A 22,099-nucleotide genomic window follows, 5' to 3' on the forward strand; every position below is an offset into this window, starting at 1 on the left:
ACGGAATTGAGCGGATGCAAACAAAACCTTTCCGGATCGGCACGCGGGGTAGCCCGCTGGCGCTTGCCCAGGCGCATGAGGCCCGCGACAGGCTGATGGCGGCGCATCATCTGCCCGAAGAACTGTTCGAGATCGTCGTGCTGACGACCAAGGGCGACCGCATCACCGACCGGTCGCTTTCCGAGATTGGCGGCAAGGGCCTCTTCACCGAAGAGCTCGAACAGAAGCTTGCCGCTGGCGAGCTGGATTTCGCCGTGCACTCCGCCAAGGACATGCCGACGCACCTGCCCGAGGGCCTTCATCTTTCCGCCTATCTGCCGCGCGAGGATATCCGCGACGCCGTCATCGGTCGCACCGCGCGCAAACTGATCGACCTGCCGCATGGCGCCACCGTTGGTTCCTCGTCGCTGCGCCGCCAGGCGCTGATCCGCCGCATGCGGCCTGACATTAACGTCATCACCTTCCGCGGCCTAGTGGAAACGCGCCTGCGCAAGCTCGAGGAGGGCCAGGTGGACGCGACCCTGCTGGCACTGGCCGGCCTGAAGCGTCTCGGCAAGGTCGATGTGCTGACCGATATCCTCGATCCCGACACCTTCCCGCCCGCCCCGGCGCAGGGGGCGATCTGCATCGAAAGCCGCATCGGCGATGCCAGGGTCGACGATCTGCTGGCACCGGTCAACGATATCACGACTTTCGACACCGTCTCCTGCGAACGCGCCTTCCTCGCCGCACTCGACGGCTCCTGCCGCACGCCGATCGGTGGTTATGCCATCTGCGAAGGCGACCTGATCCGCTTCTCCGGCCTCATCATCACCCCCGACGGCCGCAGCCAGCATGCCGTGACGACCGACGGCCACCGCCGCGACGCGGCGGCACTCGGCACCCGCGCCGGCCAGGACGTGCGCGCAAGGGCCGGCAGCGCCTTTTTCGACGATTGGCACTGAGGCCGCTGATGCGCGTGCTCGTCACCCGCCCCGCCCATTCGGCGACGAGAACCGCACAACGTTTGCGCGATATGGGCCACGAGCCCTTGCTGCTGCCGCTGCGCCAGCCGGTCCACGACAACACCGCCGCCGTAGCCGCGCTGGCGACCACCAGCGGCGCAATCGCGGTGACCAGCGCCGAAGCGATCAGGGTCGTTTCCGCCCTCGGTGAGCAGCTTCGTCCGCATCTTACCCGCCCGTTTTTCGCGGTCGGGGAGACGACGGCGGGAGAGGCGCGCAGCCTTGGCTTCCGATATGTCGCCGCATCCGCGGGCAACGGCCGCGATCTTGCCGATCTCATCGCGGTGCAGGGAGCCGACGGGTTGCTCTATCTTGCCGGCACCCCGCGCGCCGAAACTTTCGAAGGAAGATTGCGCGAGCTTGGCATCCAATTTTCCGTCGCCGAATGTTATCGCATGCAATCGGCCGTCCCCGATTCTGCCGAGGTCGACGCGATCTTCGCTGACGGTGGCCCGGACGTCATCCTCTTCTATTCCCGCCAGACGGCTGAGGATTTCTTTCGCCTGCCGGAGCCGCGGTCCGCCCTACTGAAGCGCAGCACAATTCGCCTCCTTTGCCTGAGCGAGGCGGTGGCGGGAGCCGTTCCGGCAGTACTTCGAAAAAACGTGACGATTGCGCCGATGCCGGATGAGAGAAGCCTTTTGTCGCTGCTTTGAAGGCTCTAACTGCCCAAATTTGATCTAACCTCTTCCCTTAACTGGGATCACTGTCTAGTTTCGTTGCAATGCAGGATAAAGAGGACCTCATGGTATCGGGAAACCCGCCACGCCATTCGAAGAGCGCCGACGAGCCGGTCACGATCGACCTCGATGCACAGGAATTCGCCTCCGCAGCCGATACCGAAAAGCCGGTAGAGAGCCCAGCCGGTGATGCCGACACTACCGCCGCCACGGACGACGGCCTGACGCCCGAAACCGAAGCTGCCTCGCATGCCGAATATGAAGAAAAGCCTGCGGCGGAGGCGCTTGAGGAGGAACCGGTAGCTTCGGAACCGTCCTACACCCCTCCTCCCGAACAGCCCGCGCCGAAGAGCGCCGGCACCTCCGGTCTCATTGCCGCCGGCATCTTCGGCGGCCTCGTGGCGCTGCTCGGCGCGGGCGCCATCCAGTATGCCGGTTACCTCCCGAGCTCGTCTGCGCCACAGGCGACCTCGCCGGAGACCGCCGAGCTTTCCGGCGAGATCGACGGCCTGAAACAGGCCGTCGCCAACCTTGCCGCCAACCCGGCGAGCACGGATGACGGCGCGCTCGAGAAGCGCGTCGCTGCGCTGGAATCGGCGGCGAAGGCTCCCGCAGCCGGTGCACCGGCCGATTCGGCAAATGTCGAGGCGCTCAACCAGAAGATTGCGGAACTGACCGGCCAGGTCGATCAGCTGCGCGCCACACTTGCCCAGTCTTCCGAACAGCAGACGACGAACGGCGCCGATATATCCAAGCGCCTCGAAGAGGCCGAAAAGAAGCTGAACGAGCCGCGCGAGGACGTCGCCGTCGCCCGGGCGATCGCGGCCGCCGCCCTTAAGGCGGCGATCGATCGCGGCGGTCCGTTTGTGGCCGAACTCGACACTTTCGCCGGCGTCGCGCCCGACGATCCTGCTGTCGCCGACCTCCGCGCCTTTGCCGAGACCGGCATTCCCTCACGCGCCGAACTGGTGGCAGCGGTTCCCGATGTCGCCACCGCGATCGTCGAAGCCGTCAACCAGCCGGATCCGAACCAGAGCTGGTCGGACCGGCTGATGTCGAGCGCCAAGTCGCTGGTGAGCGTTCGCCCCGTCGGCAATATAGAGGGTGAAAGCGTCGAAGCCATTGCTGCCCGCATGGAGGACAAAGTGAAGAGCGGTGACCTGCCCGGCGCTTCCGCCGAATGGAACAATCTGCCCGCCCTCGGCAAGCAGGCGTCGACCGCCTTCAAGCAATCACTCGAAGCGCGCATCCGCGTCGAGGAACTGGTCGGGGGCGCGCTGTCGAAAGCCGTTTCCGGCACCGGCAAGGAAGGATAAGACCATGCTGATCCGCCTTGTCGCCTTCGCCCTCTTCGTGCTGCTTCTCGCCTATGGCTTCTCCTGGCTTGCCGATCGCCCCGGCGATCTCTCGCTGATCTGGGAGGGCCAGATCTACCAGACGAAGCTGATCGTTGCCGCCAGCGCCATCATCGCTCTCATCGCCGCCGTGATGATCGCCTGGTGGTTCGTCCGCCTGGTCTGGACTTCGCCGCATTCGGTGACGCGATATTTCCGCGCCCGCAAGCGCGACCGCGGTTATCAGGCGCTGTCCACCGGCCTGATCGCCGCCGGCGCCGGCAATGCCCTGCTTGCCCGCAAGATGGCCGCCCGCTCGCGCGGCCTCATCCGCGCCGATCAGGAGCCTCTGATCAACCTGCTCGAAGCTCAGGCGGCCCTGATCGAAGGCCGCCATGACGAGGCGCGCGCCAAGTTTGAGGCCATGGCCAACGATCCCGAGACGCGCGAACTCGGCCTGCGCGGCCTTTATCTCGAAGCCCGCCGTCTCGGGGCCAACGAGGCGGCCCGCCAATATGCCGAAAAGGCGGCCGACAACGCGCCCTATCTGCCCTGGGCAGCCCAGGCGACGCTCGAATATCGCAGTCAGGCCGGCCGCTGGGACGATGCGATCCGCCTGCTCGAACAGCAGAAGGCTGCCCGCGTCGTCGAAAAGGCCGAAGCCAACCGTCTGCATGCCGTCCTGCTGACGGCGCGCGCCGGCGAGAAGCTGGAAAGCAACCCGGCCGGTGCTCGCGACGACGCCCAGCAGGCGCTGAAGCTCGCCCCCGATTTCATTCCGGCAGCTCTCGTCGCTGCAAAGGCGCTGTTCCGCGAAGGCGGCGTGCGCAAAGCCGCCTCGATCCTCGAACAGGCCTGGAAATCGGCACCGCATTCGGAGATCGGCCAGGCCTATGTCAGGGCCCGCAGCGGCGATTCCACGCTCGACCGACTGAAGCGTGCCGAGCGGCTGGAAGGGCTGCGCCCGAACAATGTCGAATCCCTTCTCGTCGTCGCTCAGGCGGCACTCGACGCGCAGGAATTCGCCAAGGCGCGCACCAAGGCGGAAGCGGCGGCGCGCATGCAGCCGCGTGAAGCCGCCTTCCTGCTCTTGGCCGACATCGAAGAGGCCGAGACCGGCGACCAGGGCCGCGTGCGCCACTGGCTGGCCCAGGCGCTCAAGGCGCCGCGCGATCCGGCCTGGGTGGCGGATGGTTTCGTCTCCGACAAATGGCTGCCGATATCGCCGGTGACCGGCCGTCTCGACGCCTTCGAATGGAAGGCGCCTTTCGGCCAGATCGAAGGTCCGCTCGAAGACGGTTCGACGCCGGCCTCGATCGAAACGGCTCTGAAGACGCTGCCGCCGCTGCGTGACGTCAGGCCGGAAAGCCCCGTCAACGACCATCGCATCATCGAGCTGGAACGCGCTGCGACGATTGCCGAGGCTGTGCGCCCCACGCCGGCACCAGCGCCGGCAAAATCGAAACCCGTCGAACCGGCCGCGAGCGATAAAGCGCCGGCGCCGAATGAGGCAAAACCTTTCTTTGGCGGGTTGCCGGATGATCCCGGCGTTCGCGATCCCAGGGTGGAACCGGAACCCAAGACACGGCTCCGCCTTTTCTGAAATGGAACGAAAACCGCATGTTCGAACGCTTTCAGGCATTCTTCCAAAAGCTCACCGCCGACCACCCGAAGAAAGGATTTGCCCCTGATGATCCGCGCATCGCAGTGGCAGCGCTCTGCATGCAGGTCATGGAGGCCGACGGTCAGATCAAAGCCAGCGAGAAGAAGCGGCTGCGCAAGCTCCTGAAGGAGCAGTATGCCCTCGACGGCAAACAGCTCGATGCTCTGATGGCCGCCGGTCTGGAGGCCGAAAGCACCGCCGTCGATTATTATCGCTTCACCGCCGACCTGAAACGCCATCTCAATACCGAGCAACGGCTGGAGCTGATCGGCATCCTCTGGGACATCGTCTATGCCGATGGCGAACGCAGCGAGATGGAAGACCATGTGATCTGGCGTATCGCCGATCTGCTCGGCGTCTCCTCGCGCGAGCGCATCCAGAAGCGGCAGGAGGCCGCCGCCAGGGTGACGGATGTCCAGGTTGCGCAAGATGATGCCGACTGAGCAGAACCCGAACCGCGACGGGCGCCCGATCCTTATCATCCTGCATCAGGAGCGATCGAGCCCCGGCCGTGTCGGCCAATTGCTCGTCGAAAAGGGCTACCGCCTCGATATTCGTCGCCCGGTTCTCGGCGAGCCGCTTCCGACGACGCTCGAAGACCATGCCGGCGCCGTGGTCTTCGGCGGGCCGATGAGCGCCAATGATCCCGATGACTTCATCAAGAAGGAGATCGACTGGATCGATATTCCGCTGCGGGAAAAACGCCCCTATCTCGGCATCTGCCTCGGCGCGCAGATGCTGGTGCATCATCTCGGCGGCAAGGTGCAGCCGAATGCCGACGGCTCGACGGAGATCGGCTGGTATCCGCTGCACCCGACCGAGAAGGGCCGGCTGCTGATGCACTGGCCGAAGATGGTCTATCATTTCCATCGCGAGGGTTTCGAACTGCCGCGCGGCGCCGACCTGCTGGCCGAAGGCGATGCCTATCCGAACCAGGCCTTCCGCTACGACGGCAACGCCTGGGGCCTGCAGTTCCATGCCGAGCTCACTCGGGTGATGATGCATCGCTGGGTCGTGCATGGCGCCCATCGCTTCATCCTGCCGAACGCCCAGCAGGGCCGCGAACATCTCGAAGGCCGCATGCTGTTCGACGCGCCGCTGAGAGCCTGGCTGACCGAATTCCTCGACATCGTCTTCGAGGGAAAGGCGGCGAAGGCGACGTCTTCTATCGCTCTTCGCGCATAATCGGTTTCGAAATCGATCCCGACTATGCGGTGGGCGCGTCGAGCGTATCGATCTGCCGCAATTTCGGGAAACTCGAAGCCCAGATCGCCGCCACAGCAAGCGTTCCGATCCCGCCGATAACAACCGCCGGCACAGCACCGAAGATCGATGCCATCGTGCCTGCCCTGAATTCCCCGAGTTCGTTTGAAGCACCGACGAAGACCATGTTGACGGCGTTGACCCGGCCGCGCAGATGATCCGGCGTCCAGAGCGCAATCAGGCTCTCGCGCACATAGACCGACACCATGTCGGCCGCCCCCATCAGCGCCAGCGCCGCGATCGAGACCTCGGTGTTGGTCGACACGCCGAAAATGATCGTTCCAAGGCCGAACAGGGCGACGCCGATGAACATGTAGATGCCGGCGCGGTGTTTGAGCGGGTAGGCGGCCAGGAAGATCGCCATGACGATGGCGCCAAGGCCGGGTGCGGCACGCAACAGCCCGAGCCCCCAGGGACCGAGTGTCAGAATATCACGCGCAAAAATCGGCATCAGCGCCGTCGCGCCGCCGAGCAATACGGCGAAGAGATCGAGTGAGATCGCCCCGAGCACCACCCTTTCGGCGCGGATGAAGCTGAAGCCACCGAGGATCATTGCCCAGCTCTTGGTTTCGCCCGTCGTCTTCTGCTCCGGCTTCGGGATCATGTAGAGAAGGGCCGCACCGAGCACGGAAAAGATCACCGCCACACTATAGGCGGTCGTCGCGCTGACGCCGTAGAGCAGGCCGCCGAGCACCGGCCCGGTGATCGCCGCAAGCTGCCAGGACGACGAATTCCAGGCGATCGCATTGGAAAGAGCCTGCTCCGGCACGAGATTGGGCGCCAGCGACTGCACCGCCGGCGACATGAAGGCACGTTCGATGCCGAAGATCAAAAGGACGGCGAAAACAGGCAGAGGTGTAAAGGTGCCCATGATAGTCATGACCAGCAGCGCCAGTGTGCAGAGCGCGCTCACCAGCGAGCAGAGCGCGGCGATCGCCCGGCGATTATACCGGTCGGCCACCGAGCCGGTGACGAGCATGAGCAGCAGCGACGGCAGGAACTGCACGAGACCGATCAGGCCGAGATAGATCGCCTTGCCCGTCTGGTCGTACATCTGCCAGCCGACGGCAACGCTGACGATCTGCTGCGAGAAGGAAAGCAGGAAGCGCGCGAAGAAGAACCGCGTGTAGGACGAATGCCGAAACGCGGCAAAACGGTCTCCGGTGGGCGCAAACGACATGGATGTTTTCCGAGGAGACGGGCGCCGCAATAGCTGCAGAGCCGCCCGTTAAACATGATTCACCGCGCGTCTCCACACGGCACTTGCTCGTTTAGTCACCAATGTCTACATGTCTGTCAACAACGAATTTGGAGATGACGATGTTTGCGCTGTTTCAAACCATTGATTTGGCTTTGAATATTTACACCTGGATCCTGATTGGCAGTGCCATTTTTTCCTGGCTCTATGCCTTTAACGTCATCAACTCCAGCAATCAGTTCGTCAATTCGGTCGGCACTTTTCTCTATAACGTCACCGAACCGGCGCTGAAGCCGATCCGCCGCTTTCTGCCGAACCTTGGCGGCATCGACATTTCGCCGATCATCCTGCTGCTGATCATCTTCTTCCTGCGCACCTTGCTGTGGACCACGCTGTACCCGCTGGTCGCTTGAGCCGTCCCTGGCGCCTTTTCGATGACCATCTGCGCCTCGCCGTCCGGCTGACGCCGAATGGCGGGCGTGACGCAATCGATGGCATCGAGGCCGACGGCGAGGGTGAAGCCCTCCTGAAGGCGCGCGTCACATCGGTCCCGGAAAAGGGCAAGGCAAACAAGGCCCTCATCCTGCTGATCGCGCAATCGCTGCGCATTCCCAAATCCAGCGTCAGCTTTGTCTCCGGCGAGACCGCACGCAAAAAAATCCTCCGGATCGACGGCGACCCGGAGGATTTGGCAAGAAAGCTCGAAGCGTTTCTTCGCTGAACGATCAGCCCTTCGTCGTCTTGGCGCGCTCGACGGCTTCGAGGATCAGTTCACCGGCTTCCTTGGAGTCGCCCCAGCCGAAGATTTTCACCCACTTGCCGGGCTCCAGATCCTTGTAGTGCTCGAAGAAGTGCTCGATCTGCTTCAGCGTGATCTCGGGAAGATCGGTGTAGTCCTTCACCTTCTCGTAGCGCAGCGTCAGCTTCGGCGACGGCACGGCGATGATCTTCTCGTCCTTGCCGGAATTGTCTTCCATCTTCAGGACGCCGATCGGGCGGACATTGATGACGCAGCCGGGAACCAGCGGGCGGGTGCTGGCGATCAGCACATCGATCGGGTCGCCGTCTTCCGACAGTGTGTGCGGCACGAAACCATAATTGCCGGGATAGGTCATCGGCGTATAGAGGAAACGATCGACCACCAGCGTGCCGGCTTCCTTGTCCATCTCATACTTGATGGGATGACCGCCGACCGGAACCTCGACGATAACGTTGACGTCCTCAGGTGGATTATTACCGATGGAAATAGCGTCGATGCGCATAGGAAACTCCCGCGAGGTTGAATTTGTTCGCAGCCAGATAATCAGTTTCATGTGGCAACGCAACATCGCACAGCGCCAATGCTTGACTGCAGCGGCGCACATTCACATCAAAAACTTCCGGTAGGAGATAGGCGAAGGCCGACTCTAGCGCCGTGCGTCTTTTCAGACACGCTAGGGATCGATCAGCTCCAGATGAAGCCGATCTTCTTCAATTGCCTGTGGTCGAAACTTTCCATGCCTTCGCAGAAATCGACACCGCCGTGATGGCGGTAGAAGCGGCCGGCAGTCTCGTTTTCCTCGAGGCACCAGACCACCAGCCCGTTGCAGCCCAGCGACTTCAACAGCCGGCGCGCCTCGCCGAACAGCATCCTGCCGAGGCCGATGCCCTGATATTCGGGCCGAAGGTAAAGCTCGTAGATTTCGCCTTCCTGCGGTAAAGCGCGGGCGCGGTTCAGGCCAAGCGTCGCATAGCCGGCGACGGTGCCGGCAACATCGAGAACCAGCAGCGTTGCCGGCCCGCGCGTCGCCTTGCGCCACCAGCTTTCGCCGCGCCGCTCGATCATCTGCGTCAGCGCACGATGCGGAATGATACCCGCATAGGTATGCTGCCAGGCGAGCCTGTGTGTTTCCGATATAGCGCGGGCATCATGCGGCTCGGCCCGCCGGACATCGATCGACAACGTCTTCATAACGTTTACTCTGGTCCCGCCAGAGGCAATTAACCATATGCGATACCGCATTCCGGTCCATTGCCCACAGACTTAACATGTGGACGATGGTCAAAAGTTAACGCTTTTTTAACGATTGTCACAAGATGGAATCGACGCGGCGCACAACAAAAACCCCGGCGCGAGGGCCGGGGTTTTAAGGACTTCTCTAAACTGCGCCAGGCTCTCAGAGGGCCGCCTTCGACTTTTCGAAACGCTTGCGATCGTTTGCGTCGAGATACATCTTGCGCAGACGAATATTCTTCGGCGTCACTTCCATCAGCTCGTCGTCCTGGATCCAGGAGAGTGCGCGATCAAGCGTCATGCGGATCGGCGGCGTCAGCTTCACCGCTTCGTCCTTGCCGGCGGCGCGGATGTTGGTGAGCTGCTTGCCCTTCAGGACGTTGACTTCAAGGTCGTTGTCGCGCGAATGGATGCCGATGATCATGCCGGCATAGACCTTTTCGCCCGGCTCGATGATCATCGGGCCGCGATCTTCCAGGTTGAACATCGCATAGGCGACGGCTTCGCCGGGAGCGTTGGCGAGCAGCACGCCGTTGACGCGGCCACCGATCACACCCTTGTAGGGCTGGTAGTCGTGGAACAGGCGGTTCATGATCGCCGTGCCGCGCGTATCCGTCAGCAGCTCCGACTGGTAGCCGATCAGGCCGCGGGTCGGTGCGTAGAAACGCAGGCGGAGACGGTTGCCGCCCGACGGACGCAACTCGACCATTTCGGCCTTGCGCTCGGACATCTTCTGCACGACGACGCCGGAATGTTCTTCGTCGACGTCGATGACGACCTCTTCGACCGGCTCCAGAAGCTGGCCGCTTTCATCCTTGTGCATCACGACACGCGGACGCGACACGGCAAGCTCGAAGCCTTCGCGACGCATGGTTTCGATGAGGACGGCGAGCTGAAGTTCGCCGCGGCCGGACACGTAGAACGAATCCTTGCCTTCGGCTTCTTCGATCTTCAGGGCGACGTTGCCCTCCGCTTCCTTGAAGAGGCGGTCGCGGATGACGCGGCTCGTCACCTTGTCGCCTTCGGTGCCCGCCAGCGGGCTATCGTTGACGATGAAGGACATGGTGACGGTCGGCGGATCGATCGGCTGCGCCGGCAGCGGTGCTGTGATCGAAGGATCGCAGAAGGTGTCGGCGACCGTGCCCTTGGAAAGGCCGGCGATCGCAATGATATCACCTTGATGCGCTTCTTCGATCGGCTGGCGTTCGATGCCGCGGAAGGCGAGGATCTTGGAAATGCGGCCGGTTTCAATCGTCTTGCCGTCGGCGTGGAGAACCTTCACCGCCTGGTTCGGCTTGATGGAACCGGAATTGATGCGGCCGGTGATGATGCGACCGAGGAAGGGGTTGGCTTCGAGGATCGTGCCGATCATCGTAAACGGACCTTCGTGGACGGTCGGCTCCGGAACATGCTTGAGCACCAGGTCGAGAAGCGGGGTAAGACCCTGATCCTTCGGACCTTCTGGATTGACGTTCATCCAGCCGTCGCGGCCCGAACCGTAGAGGATCGGAAAGTCGAGCTGCTCGTCGGTCGCGTCGAGGTTTGCAAAGAGGTCGAAGACTTCGTTGATGACTTCTTCGTGGCGGCCGTCCGGACGGTCGATCTTGTTGATCGCGACGATCGGGCGAAGGCCGACCTTCAGCGCCTTGCCGACGACGAATTTCGTTTGCGGCATCGGGCCTTCCGAGGCATCGACGAGAACGATCGCGCCATCCACCATCGAGAGAATGCGCTCGACTTCACCGCCGAAGTCGGCGTGGCCGGGGGTGTCGACGATGTTGATGCGGACACCCTTCCATTCCACCGAGGTCGCCTTGGCGAGAATGGTGATGCCGCGTTCCTTTTCGAGATCGTTCGAGTCCATCACGCGTTCAGCGACACGCTGATTTTCGCGGAACGAGCCGGACTGCTTGAGAAGCTCATCCACCAGGGTCGTTTTGCCATGGTCAACGTGCGCGATGATCGCGATATTGCGAAGTGCCATATGTGAAATCTCTGAGGCTGGGGCGCACGCTCTAGAGGACGCGCCTATTAGTTTGGGGCGTCCATACAGTTTTTTTTGCGTTTGCGAAAGGGGGGAACGCGCAAAAGCTGCGGCAAGGCTTTCGCCCCGCCGCATCACAGCGTGTCATCAAATTGTCTTAGGCGTCGCTGCCTGTCAATTCCTCGAAGGTCGAAAGTCCTTTTTTCAGAAGCATCGCATCCGGGCTCGGCAGCTTGCCGCGGAAGGCCTTATAGGCATCCTCTGGATCGACCGAGCCGCCGACGGAATAGATATTCTCCTTGAGCTTGCGCGCCATCTCGCCGTTGAAGGCGTCGCCCGTCTCCTCGAAGGCGGCGAAGGCGTCGGCGTCGAGCACCTCCGACCACATGTAGGAGTAATAGCCGGCCGAATACCCGCCGGAGAAGATGTGCTGGAAGTGCGGCGTTGCGTGGCGCATGACGATAGACTTCGGCATGCCGATCTCGGCCAGCACCTCCGCCTGCACCGCCATCGGGTCCTCGACGGTCGTTCTCGTGTGAAACGCCATATCGACCAACGCCGACGAGGTGAATTCCACGGTATTGAAACCGGCATTGAACGTTCGCGCGGCCAGCACCTTGTCGAGCAGGGCCTGCGGCATCGGCTCGCCGGTCTCGAAATGCACGGCATAGCGCTTCAGGATAGCGGGCACCGTCAGCCAGTGCTCATAAAGCTGCGACGGCAGCTCGACGAAATCGCGCGAAACACTGGTGCCGGAAACGGAAGGGTAGGTAACATTCGACAGCATGCCGTGCAGCGCGTGGCCGAATTCGTGGAACAGTGTGCGCGCGTCGTCGAGCGACAGCAGCGCCGGCTTGCCTTCCGCCGGCTTGGCGAAGTTGCAGACATTATAGATGATCGGCAATTCGCCGTGGCGGCCGTTCTTCAGCTCAAGCCGGTGCTGCGATTGCAATGAGCTCATCCAGGCGCCGGAACGTTTCGAGCTGCGGGCGAAATAATCGCCGAGGAACAGGGCGACCAGCCGGTCCTCGCGGTCCCTGATTTCGAACACCCTGACGTCAGGATGATAGGCGGCCACACCCTTCTTCTCGACGGCGCGGATGCCGAACAGCCGCCCGGCCACATCGAAGCAGGCCTCGATGATCTTCTCGAGCTGCAGATAGGGCTTGAGTTCGGCCTCGGAGAAATCGAACTTTTGCGTCCGGATCTTTTCGGCATAGTGGCGCCAGTCCCAGGGCATCACCTCATGGTTCCGGCCCTCGTCTGATATCAGCGCCGCGATATCGGCCTCCTCCTCGCCGGCGCGTTTCACCGCCCGCGCCCAGACGGCTTTGAGCAGGCCGTTCACCGCCTCCGCCGTCTTCGCCATCGTGTTGTCGAGCTTCAGCTCGGCGAAATTGCCGTAGCCGAGCAGCGTCGCCACCTGATGGCGCAGCGCCAGCGTTTCCTTGATGACGGCGCGGTTGTCCGTCTCCCCGTCATTTTCGCCGCGCGCCACCCACGCCTTGAAAGCCTGCTCGCGCAGATCGCGGCGCTCCGAAAAGGTGAGGAACGGCTCGATGATCGAGCGTGACAGCGTCACCGCATATTTGCCCTCTTCGCCGCGTTCGCGCGCGGCCGCCGCCATCGCGTCGCGAAGGAATTCCGGCAGCCCGGCGAGCTCGGCGCCGTCGGAAAGCAGCAGTGCCCAGGCCTTCTCGTCGGCCAGCACGTTCTGGCCGAATTGCGTCCCGAGGCCGGCAAGCTTTTCGTTGATCGCGGCGAGCTTCTCCTGCTCGGCCTTGTCAAGCTTGGCGCCCGACTTGACGAAGCCTTTCCAATGGCGTTCCAGCACGCGCGTCTGTTCGAGCGTCAGGCCAAGGCTCTCGCGTCTCTCCCAGAGCGTATCGATGCGGGCAAAAAGCGCAGCATTCATCCCGATCTTGGAATAGTGGCGCGACATTTTCGGCGAGATCTCCCGCTCCAGCGCCTGGATCACATCATTGGTATGGGCGCCCGCCTTGTTCCAGAACAACGCCGAAACGCGCGACAGTGCGTCGCCGGCAATCTCCAGCGCCACGACTGTATTGTCGAATGTCGGCGCATCGCCGTTTCCGGCGATCTCGTCGATCTCCCTTTCATGCGCAGCAAGGGCGGCTTCGAAGGCGGCGGCAAAGTCGCCGTCATCAACGGCATCGAAGCGCGGCAGGCCGTGAAGACCGTCCCAGCTTACCAGCGCCGGATTGAAATCATGTGGAGAAGGCATTGGAAAATTCCTTTTTGGCATGCAGGTGGATCGTCAATATAGGAGAGCAACCATGGAATTGGTATGTTGGCGGGGAAGACCTTTTGCCTCGTCCACCAAATCTGGCGAACGCCTGCCAAATCCGGTGGACAAAAGTTGACGCGTGACAATTAACCAATCGTTAACGATTGACGCGAATCACGCGCAAGCGCTAGTTTTCAGGTGTTCTTCTTGTAAGGGGACATGCGCCATGGAAATTTTTTCTGTGCGGTCTTCTCAGAGTTTGCTATTTAAAAACAATCCTAATAACGCAAAAAGTTCGAAGACCTCTGATATTCAAATCGAGACCAAAGCTCCGGCCCCGGCCTCGTTCCAGATCGAAGACAATGTTGACGAAGGGCCTGATTTTACCGCGGTCAGCCCTGGAGAGTTGCGCAACTACGCGCGCCAGAGTTTCGACAGCGGCCTGATCGATCAGAACACCTATGCCGCGATCTCCGAGCCGCTGCCGATGCATGCGATCGATCCGCTCGGCAACGTCATCGATCTCTCCAGCGTCACCGACGGCACCAGCTTCAATTTCCTCGATTATTACAAGAACCAGCTCCAGGTCGCCATGTCGATCGGTGATCCCAACGAGGTTCAGACGCTGAAATCGATCGTCAATTTCCTGGACGGCTGATCAGAGCATGATGCCTGTTCTAGAGCAATTCCAGGAAAAGTCCGAAGCGGTTTTCCGTCCGGAATTGCGTAAAAACAAAAGGATAGAGCGGTTCTGCGTTTCCGTTAAAAGCTGAACCGCTCTAGGTCAGGCCTTGCGCCAGCCGAGCAGGCCGGGTGTGGCATGCCAGAGCGCCTGGGCTGCAAATCCCATGAAGAGTACGCCGGAGCAGCGCACGATCAGCCGCTCATGGGCGCGGTAGAAGCGGCGGACCGCGCCTGCGCCGATGACGCCGATCAGGATGATATCGGCAGTCACGAAACCGACGAACGATACGCCGAGAAGCACCGGCAACGCCTCGAAATCGAGCGCGCCGGCCGAGCCTGCGACCAGCGCCGTGAAGGTCGCGAGCGCCACCGGATAACCCTTCGGATTGGTGACGCCGAAGATCAGACCGCGGCGAAACGGCCGCTCGACCACAACAAGCGCCTGCCCCTCCGCTTTCGGCTTGGCATTGATGGCGCTCCAGCCGATCCAGGCGAGGTAGAAACCGCAGGCAAGTCCGAGCAGGTCGAAGACGAAGGTTCCGATCGTCTTGGCCCCGACGATCGCGATCAGCGCCAGCGACGACCAGATGAGATCCCCGACCAGATGCCCCATCATGAAGAAGGCGCCGGCCTTCCGGCCCTGCCCGGCGCCGATGCCGAGCAGTTGCAGGAAAGCCGGTCCCGGAATGAGCACGTAGAAGAGCGCCGCCAGAAAGGCGCCGAAGAGCAAGGACTGCGTCATGGAAATGCTCCGGAGGATGATAACGGCAGACTAAGCGATCACAGCCATCCGTCAAGGGTGGTGCACCGCCGTGAAAAATGGATCAGGTAGCAAAGGCGACCAGAGGCGGCTTTCGACACGAAGCGGACATCTCATCGTTGAAGGATGCGGCTGCTTTGCGCCCTGCTCCCGCCGGAAAGGCCGGTGGAGTCACTTCCCAAGAGCAGAGTCCCGCGAGGCGAGTTTCCCGACCCGCGCTACTCGCCCAAGCTGGAAAGCAATTCGTCGAGCTGCTCCAACTGCTCCGGCAATGCGACCGCCGAGCCCTGTAGTGCCTCCTCTAGCGCCTCCTTGGACGGGTAGACTTCGTGGAAAATCAGCAGCGTCTTCCCGCCCTGGTCCTCGAAGGTCACGGTCGTGACCGCGCCCTCTTCGCCTTCGTCGTTGGTCCAGACGATGCGCTCGTTCGGCACCACCTCAAGATACTTGCCGTAGAAGGCCATGGTGTCCGCACCGCCGGCGCCGAATTCCAGCCGATATTTGCCGCCGGTACGGACGTCCATATCGCACGATACGAGCGAAACGCCGGATGCCGATTTTGGCACCCACCAGCGCTGGAACAGCTCGGGCTGGCTCCACGCCCTGTAAACCGTGCTCGGCGGCGCATTGAATGTCCGCGTTACGACGAGTTCGCGATCCCCTCTGCGCTCGACTGACGTGCGGTTCTGTGCACCACCTTCACCGTCAACTTGCTGATTCATCGCTTCCATCCTGTTTCATTTCGCTGATGATTTCGTCCAATGCTTCGAAGCGGGCCTCGAAGAGCTTGCGATGCGCCTCGATCCAATCGGCCTCCGCCTTGAGACCGCGTTTCCCAAGCTTGCAGGTTCTCACCCGTCCGACCTTCTGCGTGACGACGAGCCCCGCCCGCTCGAGGACCTGGATGTGCTTCTTCATGCCGGTCAGCGTCATCTGGAACTTATCCGCGAGACTGGTGATCGACTCGTCCGCTCGGCCAAGCTGATGGATGATCCCGCGGCGGGTCGCATCGGACAGCGCCGCAAACGAGCGATCGAGGCAATGACTTGGATACTGAACCATGTAGTTCAGTATATAACCTGCTCGCGCAGGAAGCGCAAGCCTCCCGAACTCTTCCCTGCCGTCGACCGGTCATTCGAGGTCATGCACCGCGGCGGCGGCAGCAATAATCGTCTGCTGCGGCTCGATACCGTTGAAGAAGGCTCTCATCCCGCGCGTCGTCGGATGAAAAACGGCCGGAGGCCTGCGCCTCTTCAGCGACGGGCAGGGGCGCTGGCCGGATCAGCTTAGCGAGTTTACGCAGGCTCTTCCGCTGACGCCGTGAGGGCACGTAGGTGTCGGTTTTTGCGATGTCGCGGGCCACGTCCCGGCGGCTTCGAGCGCATCAAGTTGAAACTCAAAGGGCTGAGCCCTGTCCAGTACAGAACTCAGCCCTTAAATCTAACCAGCCTTTAATCCGTCCAACTTATTGGGATCAGTTCAATGACGGCTGACTCTTATGCGGCTCGAAAATGAACCTTGATCAATTCATGAGATTGCGCTTGCCGAGCGTGCGCAGGCGCAGCGCATTGAGCTTGATGAAACCGGCAGCATCCTTCTGGTCGTAGGCACCCTGATCGTCCTCGAACGTGACAAGCTTGTCGGAATAGAGCGACTTTTCGCTCTCGCGGCCGATGACCATGACATTGCCCTTGTAGAGCTTCAGCGTCACTTCGCCTTCGACATGCTCCTGGCTCTTGTCGATCAGCGCCTGCAGCATTTCGCGCTCCGGCGAGAACCAGAAGCCGTAATAGATCAGCTCGGCGTAGCGCGGCATGATCTCGTCCTTGAGATGGGCAGCACCGCGGTCGAGCGTGATCGATTCGATGGCGCGATGCGCCGAGAGCAGGATCGTGCCACCTGGCGTTTCGTAGACGCCGCGGGACTTCATGCCAACGAAGCGGTTCTCGACGAGGTCGAGACGGCCGATGCCGTTGTCGCGGCCGTAATTGTTGAGCGTCGCGAGCAGCGTTGCCGGCGACATCTCGACACCGTTGATCGAGACCGCATCGCCCTTGCGGAATCCGACCTTGATGGTGGTCGCCTTGTCGGGCGCAGCCTCAGGCGAGATCGTGCGCATATGCACATATTCCGGCGCCTCCTGGGCGGGGTCCTCGAGAACCTTGCCCTCGGAAGAGGAATGCAGAAGGTTGGCGTCGACGGAGAACGGCGCTTCGCCCTTCTTGTCCTTGGCAACCGGGATCTGATGCTGTTCGGCAAAGGCCAGCAGGTCGGTGCGGCTCTTGAAGGCCCAGTCGCGCCACGGCGCGATGATCTTGATGTCGGGGTTCAGGGCATAGGCGGACAGTTCAAAACGAACCTGGTCGTTGCCCTTGCCGGTGGCGCCGTGGGCGATCGCATCCGCGCCCGTCTTGCGGGCGATGTCGATCAGATGCTTGGAAATCAAAGGACGGGCGATCGAGGTGCCGAGCAGATAGACGCCCTCATAGACGGCATTGGCGCGGAACATCGGGAAGACGAAATCGCGCACGAATTCCTCGCGCACGTCCTCGATGTAGATCTCCTTGATGCCGAGCATCTCGGCCTTCTTGCGCGCCGGCTCCAGCTCTTCGCCCTGGCCGAGATCGGCGGTGAAGGTGACGACTTCGGCGCCGAGTTCCGTCTGCAGCCACTTCAGGATGATCGAGGTGTCGAGGCCGCCGGAATAGGCGAGCACGACTTTCTTCACGTCTTTGTATGATGCCATGATGATGAGGTCCGTTGCATAATAGGCCGGCGAAAACCCGGTGTCGCGGCACTTTTAGCGAGATTGGCGCGTGACGCAAGGCCAAGTGCGACAGCGACCGTGCCGATACCGTTTGACAGCGCGAAAGCGGAGCCCATATTCGCCAGCGTCCGCAAATGCTCGAGGAGAGGCTGCCCCGTGACGAATATTCAAGACATTTTCAAGAAGTCCAATGTTGCCGTCATCACCGGCGGCGCTTCCGGCATCGGCCTTGCCGCGGCGAAATATTTCGCCGCACGCGGCATGAGCGTCGCCATCGCCGATCTCGGCGGCGACCGGCTGGCCGCGGCCGCCGACGAACTCAAGGCCATTGCCGGCGAGGAAAATGTGATGGCGGTCGAGACCGACGTCGCCGTCAAGGAATCCCTGGAAGCGCTCGAACGCGCCGTGCTCCAGCGTTTCGGCCGTGTGCACGTGCTGATGAACAATGCCGGCATCGGCCCGGAAACCTCAATCTTCAGCCCGCAGGCGAACTGGGACCATATCTTCGCCGTCAACCTGATGGGCGTGATCAACGGTACGCGCACCTTCGGCCCGAAGATGCTGTCGCATGGCGAGCCCGGCCTCATCATCAACACCGGCTCCAAGCAGGGCATCACCACGCCGCCCGGCAACCCCGCCTACAATATCTCCAAGGCGGGTGTGAAGGTCTTCACCGAAGCCTTGCAGCATGAGCTTCGCAATACCGAAGGCGGAAAGATCTCCGCCCATCTTCTGATCCCCGGCTTCGTCTTCACCGGCCTCACCAAGGGCGACCGCGCGGAAAAACCGGCCGCCGCCTGGACACCAGAGCAGACGGTCGATTTCATGGTCGAAAGCCTCGAACGCGGTGATTTCTATATTCTCTGCCCCGACAATGACGTGGCGCGTCCGGTCGACGAACGCCGGATGGCCTGGGCCGCCGGCGACATCATCGAGAACCGTCCGCCGCTGTCGCGCTGGCACAAGGACTACGCCGACAAATACAAAGCCTTCCTCGAACAGAAGTGATCGGCGCCATCATCAGGTTTGATTGGTAATTTTCCGAAAGCCGGGTAAGAGATCGTCAGGTCTTTCCCGGCTTTCAGAGAGTGCCATGGATTTCCTGCCCAGCCTACCGACCCTTCTCGCCTTTGCCGCCGCGACGCTGCTGCTCGCGGCGACCCCAGGCCCCGACATGACGCTGTCGATCAGCCGTGCGCTCGCCCAGGGCAAGAAGGCAGCCCTCTTCGTCGTCGTCGGCACCAGCCTCGGCATCGTCGTCCACACCATGCTGGTCGCTTTCGGCATTTCGGCGCTGATCACCGCCTCGCCGACCGCTTTCCTGATCCTGAAGACCGGCGGCGCCGCCTATCTGTTCTGGCTGGCGGTGCAGGCGATCCGCTTCGGCTCCAAGCTTACGGTCGCCAAGGTCGAGGAGCAGAAGGGCACGGCACTTTCCAACATCTCGTCGGGCTTCTGGGTCAATCTCCTGAACCCCAAGGTCATCATCTTCTTCATGACCTTCCTGCCGCAATTCGTCAGCGCCGGCGATCCGGCCGTCACGCACAAGCTGCTTTTCCTCGGGCTTTGCTTCATCCTGATCGGCATGCCGGTCAATGCCAGCGTGGTCTTTGCCGCCGACTGGCTGGCCTCATGGCTGCAGAGCAACAAGAAAGTGCTGCGTGGCATGGACTATACCTTCGCGGGCGTCTTCTCGATCTTCGCCGCGAAGATCCTGCTCACCCAGGCGAAATAATCAGCGGTCGGGTACCGAACCGCCGCTGTCGCCTCAGCCGATCAGCAGCGCATCGTCATCCAACGTCTGGCCGCGCATCTTGCGGAACATGGCGATCAGGTCCTCGACCTGCAGGTTCTTCCTGTTGTCGCCCGCGACATCGAGAACGATCTCGCCGCCATGCAGCATGATCGTGCGGTGGCCGTAATCCAGCGCCTGGCGCATGGAATGCGTCACCATCATCGTCGTCAGCTTGCGTTCGGCGACGATCTTCTGCGTGAGGTTCATCACGAACTCAGCCATGCCGGGGTCGAGTGCCGCCGTATGTTCGTCGAGCAGCAGCACTTCCGATCCCGCAAGCGTCGCCATGACGAGCGAAACGGCCTGCCGTTGGCCACCGGAGAGAAGATCCATGCGGTCCTTCAGCCGGTTCTCCAGCCCAAGATTGAGCTCGGCGATCCGTTCCTTGAAATAGTCGCGCCTGTTTCCGCCGAGCGCCGATGCCAGCCCGCGCTTCTCGCCGCGCCGGGCAGCCAGAGCAAGGTTCTCCTCGATCGACAATGCGCCGCAGCTTCCCGTCAGCGGATCCTGGAAGACACGCGCCACAAGGCCGGCGCGCGCCGCCGTCGACTTGCGCGTCACGTCGCTCTTGCCGATCAGCACCTGCCCTTCGCTCGGAATGACGTCGCCGGCGAGCACGCCGAGCAGCGTCGATTTGCCGGCGCCGTTCGAACCGATGACGGTGACGAAGGAGCCTTGCTCGATGGTCAGGCTGACGCCGTTCAGCGCCTGTTTCTGCAGCGGCGTGCCGCGTCCGAAAACGACTTTGATGTCCTTGACGCTGATCACGATGCGGCACCTCCGCGAAGACGGGGAAGGATGAGCGCCACGGTCACCAGCACGGCGGTCACGAAATTGAGATCGGACGCCTGCAGACCGATGACGTCGCTGGAAAGCGCCAACTGAATCGCGATGCGATAGAGGATCGAACCGAGCACGCAGCCGACGAGCGCGATCAGCAACCCGCGCCGCCCAAGCAGCGTCTCGCCGATGATGACGGCGGCGAGACCGACGACGATCGTGCCGACGCCCGAGGTGACGTCGGCAAAGCCGTTCGTCTGGGCAAACAGCGCGCCGCCGAGCGCCACCAGCGCATTGGAGATCGCCATGCCGAGATAGATCTGCCGGCTGGTATCGACGCCCTGGGCGCGGGCCATCCGCGCATTGGCGCCGGTCGCCCGCATGGCAAGCCCGGCATCGCTTTCCAGGAAACGCCAGACCAGGATAAGAGCGACGACGACCAGAACCCCGACAAAGAGCGGCCGCACGTAGAAATCGCGAAGGCCATGGCCGAAAAACGGGCTGATCATCGTATCGGCATTGATGAGCGCGACATTGGGTTTGCCCATCACCCTCAGATTGACGGAAAACAGCGCGATCATCGTCAGGATCGAGGCCAGCAGGTTGAGGATCTTGAAGCGCACATTGAGCAGCGCCGTCACCATGCCCGCCGCGGCCCCGGCCGCCATGGCGATCAGCGCCGCAAGCCAGGCATTGACGCCGGCAATGATCAGCACGGCCGTCACCGCCGCGCCAAGCGGAAAGGAGCCATCGACCGTCAGGTCGGGAAAGTCGAGAACGCGAAAGGCGAGATAGACGCCGAGAGCGACGAAAGAATAGACCAGGCCGAGCTCGACGGCCCCCCAGAATGCGATTTGGCTCAAGGCTTTCAGCCCCTTTTGATTTCTGTTTCGCCCGTCGCGAAACCGCAGCTTTTTAATACGAAGAGCCGCCCCCGTGCAAACAGGAGCGGCTGTATCCAACTAAACGTTGAAGGGACGGCCGATTATTCAATGACCTTGTTGGCGCGGGAAAGCACGCTCTCAGGCAGGGTGACGCCCATCTTCTGAGCCGCGGCCTTGTTGACGACGAGATCACTGCCGGCAGCCGTCTTGACGGCGATATCGCCAGGGTTTTCGCCCTTCAGCACGCGCACGACGATCTCGCCGGTCTGCTTGCCGACATCGTAATAGTTGAAGCCGAGGGCAGCGATCGAGCCGCGCGAAACCGAATCCGTATCGGCGGTGAAGAGCGGCAGCTTGCTCTCTTCGGCCACCGCGACGGCGCCTTCGAGCGCGGAGATGATGGTGTTGTCGGTCGGAATATAGATCGCATCGGCGCGGCCGACGAGGGCGCGCGCCGCACCCTGAACCTCGGCCGACTTGGTGGCGGCTGATTCCACCACCTTCAGGCCGGCCTTTTCGGCCTCGGCCTGCAGGACGGCGAGCAGCGAAACGGAATTCGCCTCGCCGGAATTGTAGAGATAGCCGATGGTTTTCACATCAGGCAGGATTTCCTTGATCAGCGCCAGATGCTCGGCGACCGGCGACATGTCGGAAAGACCGGTGACATTGCCGCCGGGCTTGTCCATGTTCTTGACGAGCTGGGCGCCAAGCGGATCGGAGACAGCCGTGAAGACGACGGGAATGTCACGCGTCGAAGAGACGACCGCCTGGGCCGAGGGCGTCGAAATCGGAACGATGACATTGGGCTCGTCGCCGGCAAACTGGCGGGCGATCTGCGCTGCCGTCGCCGGATTGCCCTGCGCCGATTCGAACACGAATTTCAGGTTCTCGCCCTCTTTATAACCCGCGGCCGTCAGCGCATCGAGAACGCCCTTGCGCGCTGCATCCAGCGCCGGATGTTCGACGATCGCCGTCACGGCGACGGTCACGTCATCAGCCTTTGCGGGCAGGGAAAGCGCCAAACTGGCGGCGAGAGCGAGCAGAACCGAACGCATGGGTATC

Annotated in this window: 23 protein-coding genes and 1 pseudogene; 12 read left to right on the forward strand and 12 right to left on the reverse strand. The window is 62.0% G+C overall.

Annotated features, from left to right (window positions below; all coding sequences use genetic code 11):
- Nucleotides 1-14 precede the first annotated feature (14 nt).
- From hemC to FHX10_RS22970, 6 genes are all read left to right on the forward strand, one after another.
- Nucleotides 15-944, forward strand: a complete 930-nt coding sequence (hemC, locus tag FHX10_RS22945; RefSeq protein ID WP_063473804.1) for a hydroxymethylbilane synthase — start codon at nt 15-17, stop codon at nt 942-944.
- An 8-nt stretch (nt 945-952) separates the two neighbouring features.
- Nucleotides 953-1,660: a uroporphyrinogen-III synthase gene (locus FHX10_RS22950; RefSeq protein ID WP_063473805.1), complete on the forward strand. Its 708-nt coding sequence runs from the start codon at nt 953-955 to the stop codon at nt 1,658-1,660.
- A 68-nt stretch (nt 1,661-1,728) separates the two neighbouring features.
- On the forward strand, nt 1,729-3,000 hold the full coding sequence (locus FHX10_RS22955; protein WP_174824502.1) for a COG4223 family protein: 1,272 nt from the start codon (nt 1,729-1,731) through the stop codon (nt 2,998-3,000).
- 4 nt (nt 3,001-3,004) lie between these two features.
- Entirely contained in the window at nt 3,005-4,621 is a 1,617-nt protein-coding gene (locus FHX10_RS22960; protein ID WP_063473807.1) for a heme biosynthesis protein HemY, read from the forward strand.
- A gap of 17 nt (nt 4,622-4,638) precedes the next feature.
- Entirely contained in the window at nt 4,639-5,124 is a 486-nt protein-coding gene (locus FHX10_RS22965; protein ID WP_028757788.1) for a TerB family tellurite resistance protein, read from the forward strand.
- Entirely contained in the window at nt 5,093-5,866 is a 774-nt protein-coding gene (locus tag FHX10_RS22970; protein ID WP_063473808.1) for a glutamine amidotransferase, read from the forward strand. Before FHX10_RS22965 ends, FHX10_RS22970 begins: the two co-directional genes overlap by 32 nt.
- Nucleotides 5,867-5,888: 22 nt before the next feature.
- Here the strand turns inward: FHX10_RS22970 and FHX10_RS22975 are convergent, their stop codons facing one another.
- Nucleotides 5,889-7,124 carry an MFS transporter gene (locus FHX10_RS22975; protein ID WP_097543593.1) on the reverse strand — a complete coding sequence of 412 codons (1,236 nt, stop codon included), beginning with the start codon at nt 7,122-7,124 and terminating at the stop codon, nt 5,889-5,891.
- A gap of 140 nt (nt 7,125-7,264) precedes the next feature.
- Between FHX10_RS22975 and FHX10_RS22980 the strand changes: the two genes are divergently transcribed.
- A complete protein-coding gene (locus tag FHX10_RS22980) occupies nt 7,265-7,555 on the forward strand; it encodes a YggT family protein (protein ID WP_028757791.1) in 291 nt (96 codons plus the stop codon).
- The gene (locus tag FHX10_RS22985; RefSeq protein WP_028757792.1) at nt 7,552-7,863 is read left to right on the forward strand and encodes a DUF167 domain-containing protein; all 312 of its coding nucleotides are present in this window, start codon (nt 7,552-7,554) and stop codon (nt 7,861-7,863) included. Before FHX10_RS22980 ends, FHX10_RS22985 begins: the two co-directional genes overlap by 4 nt.
- Before the next feature lie 4 nt (nt 7,864-7,867).
- Here the strand turns inward: FHX10_RS22985 and ppa are convergent, their stop codons facing one another.
- The 4 genes from ppa to FHX10_RS23005 form a co-directional block, all read right to left on the reverse strand.
- Complete coding sequence (ppa, locus tag FHX10_RS22990) at nt 7,868-8,404, reverse strand: inorganic diphosphatase (protein ID WP_028757793.1); 537 nt, start codon at nt 8,402-8,404, stop codon at nt 7,868-7,870.
- Nucleotides 8,405-8,586: 182 nt separating this feature from the next.
- A complete protein-coding gene (locus FHX10_RS22995) occupies nt 8,587-9,093 on the reverse strand; it encodes a GNAT family N-acetyltransferase (RefSeq protein ID WP_047615619.1) in 507 nt (168 codons plus the stop codon).
- Nucleotides 9,094-9,298: 205 nt separating this feature from the next.
- Entirely contained in the window at nt 9,299-11,119 is a 1,821-nt protein-coding gene (gene typA, locus FHX10_RS23000) for a translational GTPase TypA (RefSeq protein WP_018243938.1), read from the reverse strand.
- A 157-nt stretch (nt 11,120-11,276) separates the two neighbouring features.
- Entirely contained in the window at nt 11,277-13,364 is a 2,088-nt protein-coding gene (locus FHX10_RS23005) for a M3 family metallopeptidase (RefSeq protein WP_047615622.1), read from the reverse strand.
- Nucleotides 13,365-13,593: 229 nt separating this feature from the next.
- Here FHX10_RS23005 and FHX10_RS23010 point away from each other — a divergent pair, with 229 nt between their 5' ends.
- Nucleotides 13,594-14,025 (forward strand): hypothetical protein, encoded by a 432-nt coding sequence (locus FHX10_RS23010; RefSeq protein WP_028757796.1) that lies wholly within the window; start codon nt 13,594-13,596, stop codon nt 14,023-14,025.
- Nucleotides 14,026-14,151: 126 nt separating this feature from the next.
- Here the strand turns inward: FHX10_RS23010 and FHX10_RS23015 are convergent, their stop codons facing one another.
- The 3 genes from FHX10_RS23015 to FHX10_RS23025 all read right to left on the reverse strand — a co-directional run bounded on the left by FHX10_RS23015 (nt 14,152) and on the right by FHX10_RS23025 (nt 15,873).
- Complete coding sequence (locus FHX10_RS23015; protein ID WP_028756608.1) at nt 14,152-14,793, reverse strand: LysE family translocator; 642 nt, start codon at nt 14,791-14,793, stop codon at nt 14,152-14,154.
- Nucleotides 14,794-15,029: 236 nt separating this feature from the next.
- The gene (locus tag FHX10_RS23020) at nt 15,030-15,533 is read right to left on the reverse strand and encodes an SRPBCC family protein (protein ID WP_028756607.1); all 504 of its coding nucleotides are present in this window, start codon (nt 15,531-15,533) and stop codon (nt 15,030-15,032) included.
- Nucleotides 15,517-15,873 carry an ArsR/SmtB family transcription factor gene (locus FHX10_RS23025; RefSeq protein ID WP_063473810.1) on the reverse strand — a complete coding sequence of 119 codons (357 nt, stop codon included), beginning with the start codon at nt 15,871-15,873 and terminating at the stop codon, nt 15,517-15,519. Before FHX10_RS23025 ends, FHX10_RS23020 begins: the two co-directional genes overlap by 17 nt.
- A gap of 315 nt (nt 15,874-16,188) precedes the next feature.
- Here FHX10_RS23025 and FHX10_RS35700 point away from each other — a divergent pair.
- A pseudogene (locus FHX10_RS35700) lies at nt 16,189-16,266 on the forward strand (IS3 family transposase); the annotation flags it as partial.
- A gap of 67 nt (nt 16,267-16,333) precedes the next feature.
- Here FHX10_RS35700 and FHX10_RS23030 read toward each other — a convergent pair.
- Entirely contained in the window at nt 16,334-17,557 is a 1,224-nt protein-coding gene (locus tag FHX10_RS23030) for an argininosuccinate synthase (protein WP_063473811.1), read from the reverse strand.
- A gap of 177 nt (nt 17,558-17,734) precedes the next feature.
- On the opposite strand from FHX10_RS23030, the gene FHX10_RS23035 reads away from it, so the two are divergent.
- Nucleotides 17,735-18,586 (forward strand): SDR family NAD(P)-dependent oxidoreductase, encoded by an 852-nt coding sequence (locus FHX10_RS23035; RefSeq protein ID WP_028756604.1) that lies wholly within the window; start codon nt 17,735-17,737, stop codon nt 18,584-18,586.
- An 85-nt stretch (nt 18,587-18,671) separates the two neighbouring features.
- The gene (locus tag FHX10_RS23040; RefSeq protein ID WP_028756603.1) at nt 18,672-19,313 is read left to right on the forward strand and encodes a LysE family translocator; all 642 of its coding nucleotides are present in this window, start codon (nt 18,672-18,674) and stop codon (nt 19,311-19,313) included.
- 33 nt (nt 19,314-19,346) lie between these two features.
- Here FHX10_RS23040 and FHX10_RS23045 read toward each other — a convergent pair whose 3' ends face one another.
- The 3 genes from FHX10_RS23045 to FHX10_RS23055 all read right to left on the reverse strand — a co-directional run bounded on the left by FHX10_RS23045 (nt 19,347) and on the right by FHX10_RS23055 (nt 22,092).
- Nucleotides 19,347-20,141, reverse strand: coding sequence for an ABC transporter ATP-binding protein (locus FHX10_RS23045; RefSeq protein WP_028756602.1), 795 nt, complete (start codon nt 20,139-20,141; stop codon nt 19,347-19,349).
- Complete coding sequence (locus FHX10_RS23050; RefSeq protein ID WP_028756601.1) at nt 20,138-21,016, reverse strand: ABC transporter permease; 879 nt, start codon at nt 21,014-21,016, stop codon at nt 20,138-20,140. Before FHX10_RS23050 ends, FHX10_RS23045 begins: the two co-directional genes overlap by 4 nt.
- 122 nt (nt 21,017-21,138) lie before the next feature.
- Nucleotides 21,139-22,092 (reverse strand): ABC transporter substrate-binding protein, encoded by a 954-nt coding sequence (locus tag FHX10_RS23055; protein WP_028756600.1) that lies wholly within the window; start codon nt 22,090-22,092, stop codon nt 21,139-21,141.
- Nucleotides 22,093-22,099 lie beyond the last annotated feature (7 nt).

The sequence above is a fragment of the Rhizobium sp. BK591 genome (assembly GCF_014195045.1).
GTDB lineage: Bacteria > Pseudomonadota > Alphaproteobacteria > Rhizobiales > Rhizobiaceae > Rhizobium > Rhizobium anhuiense.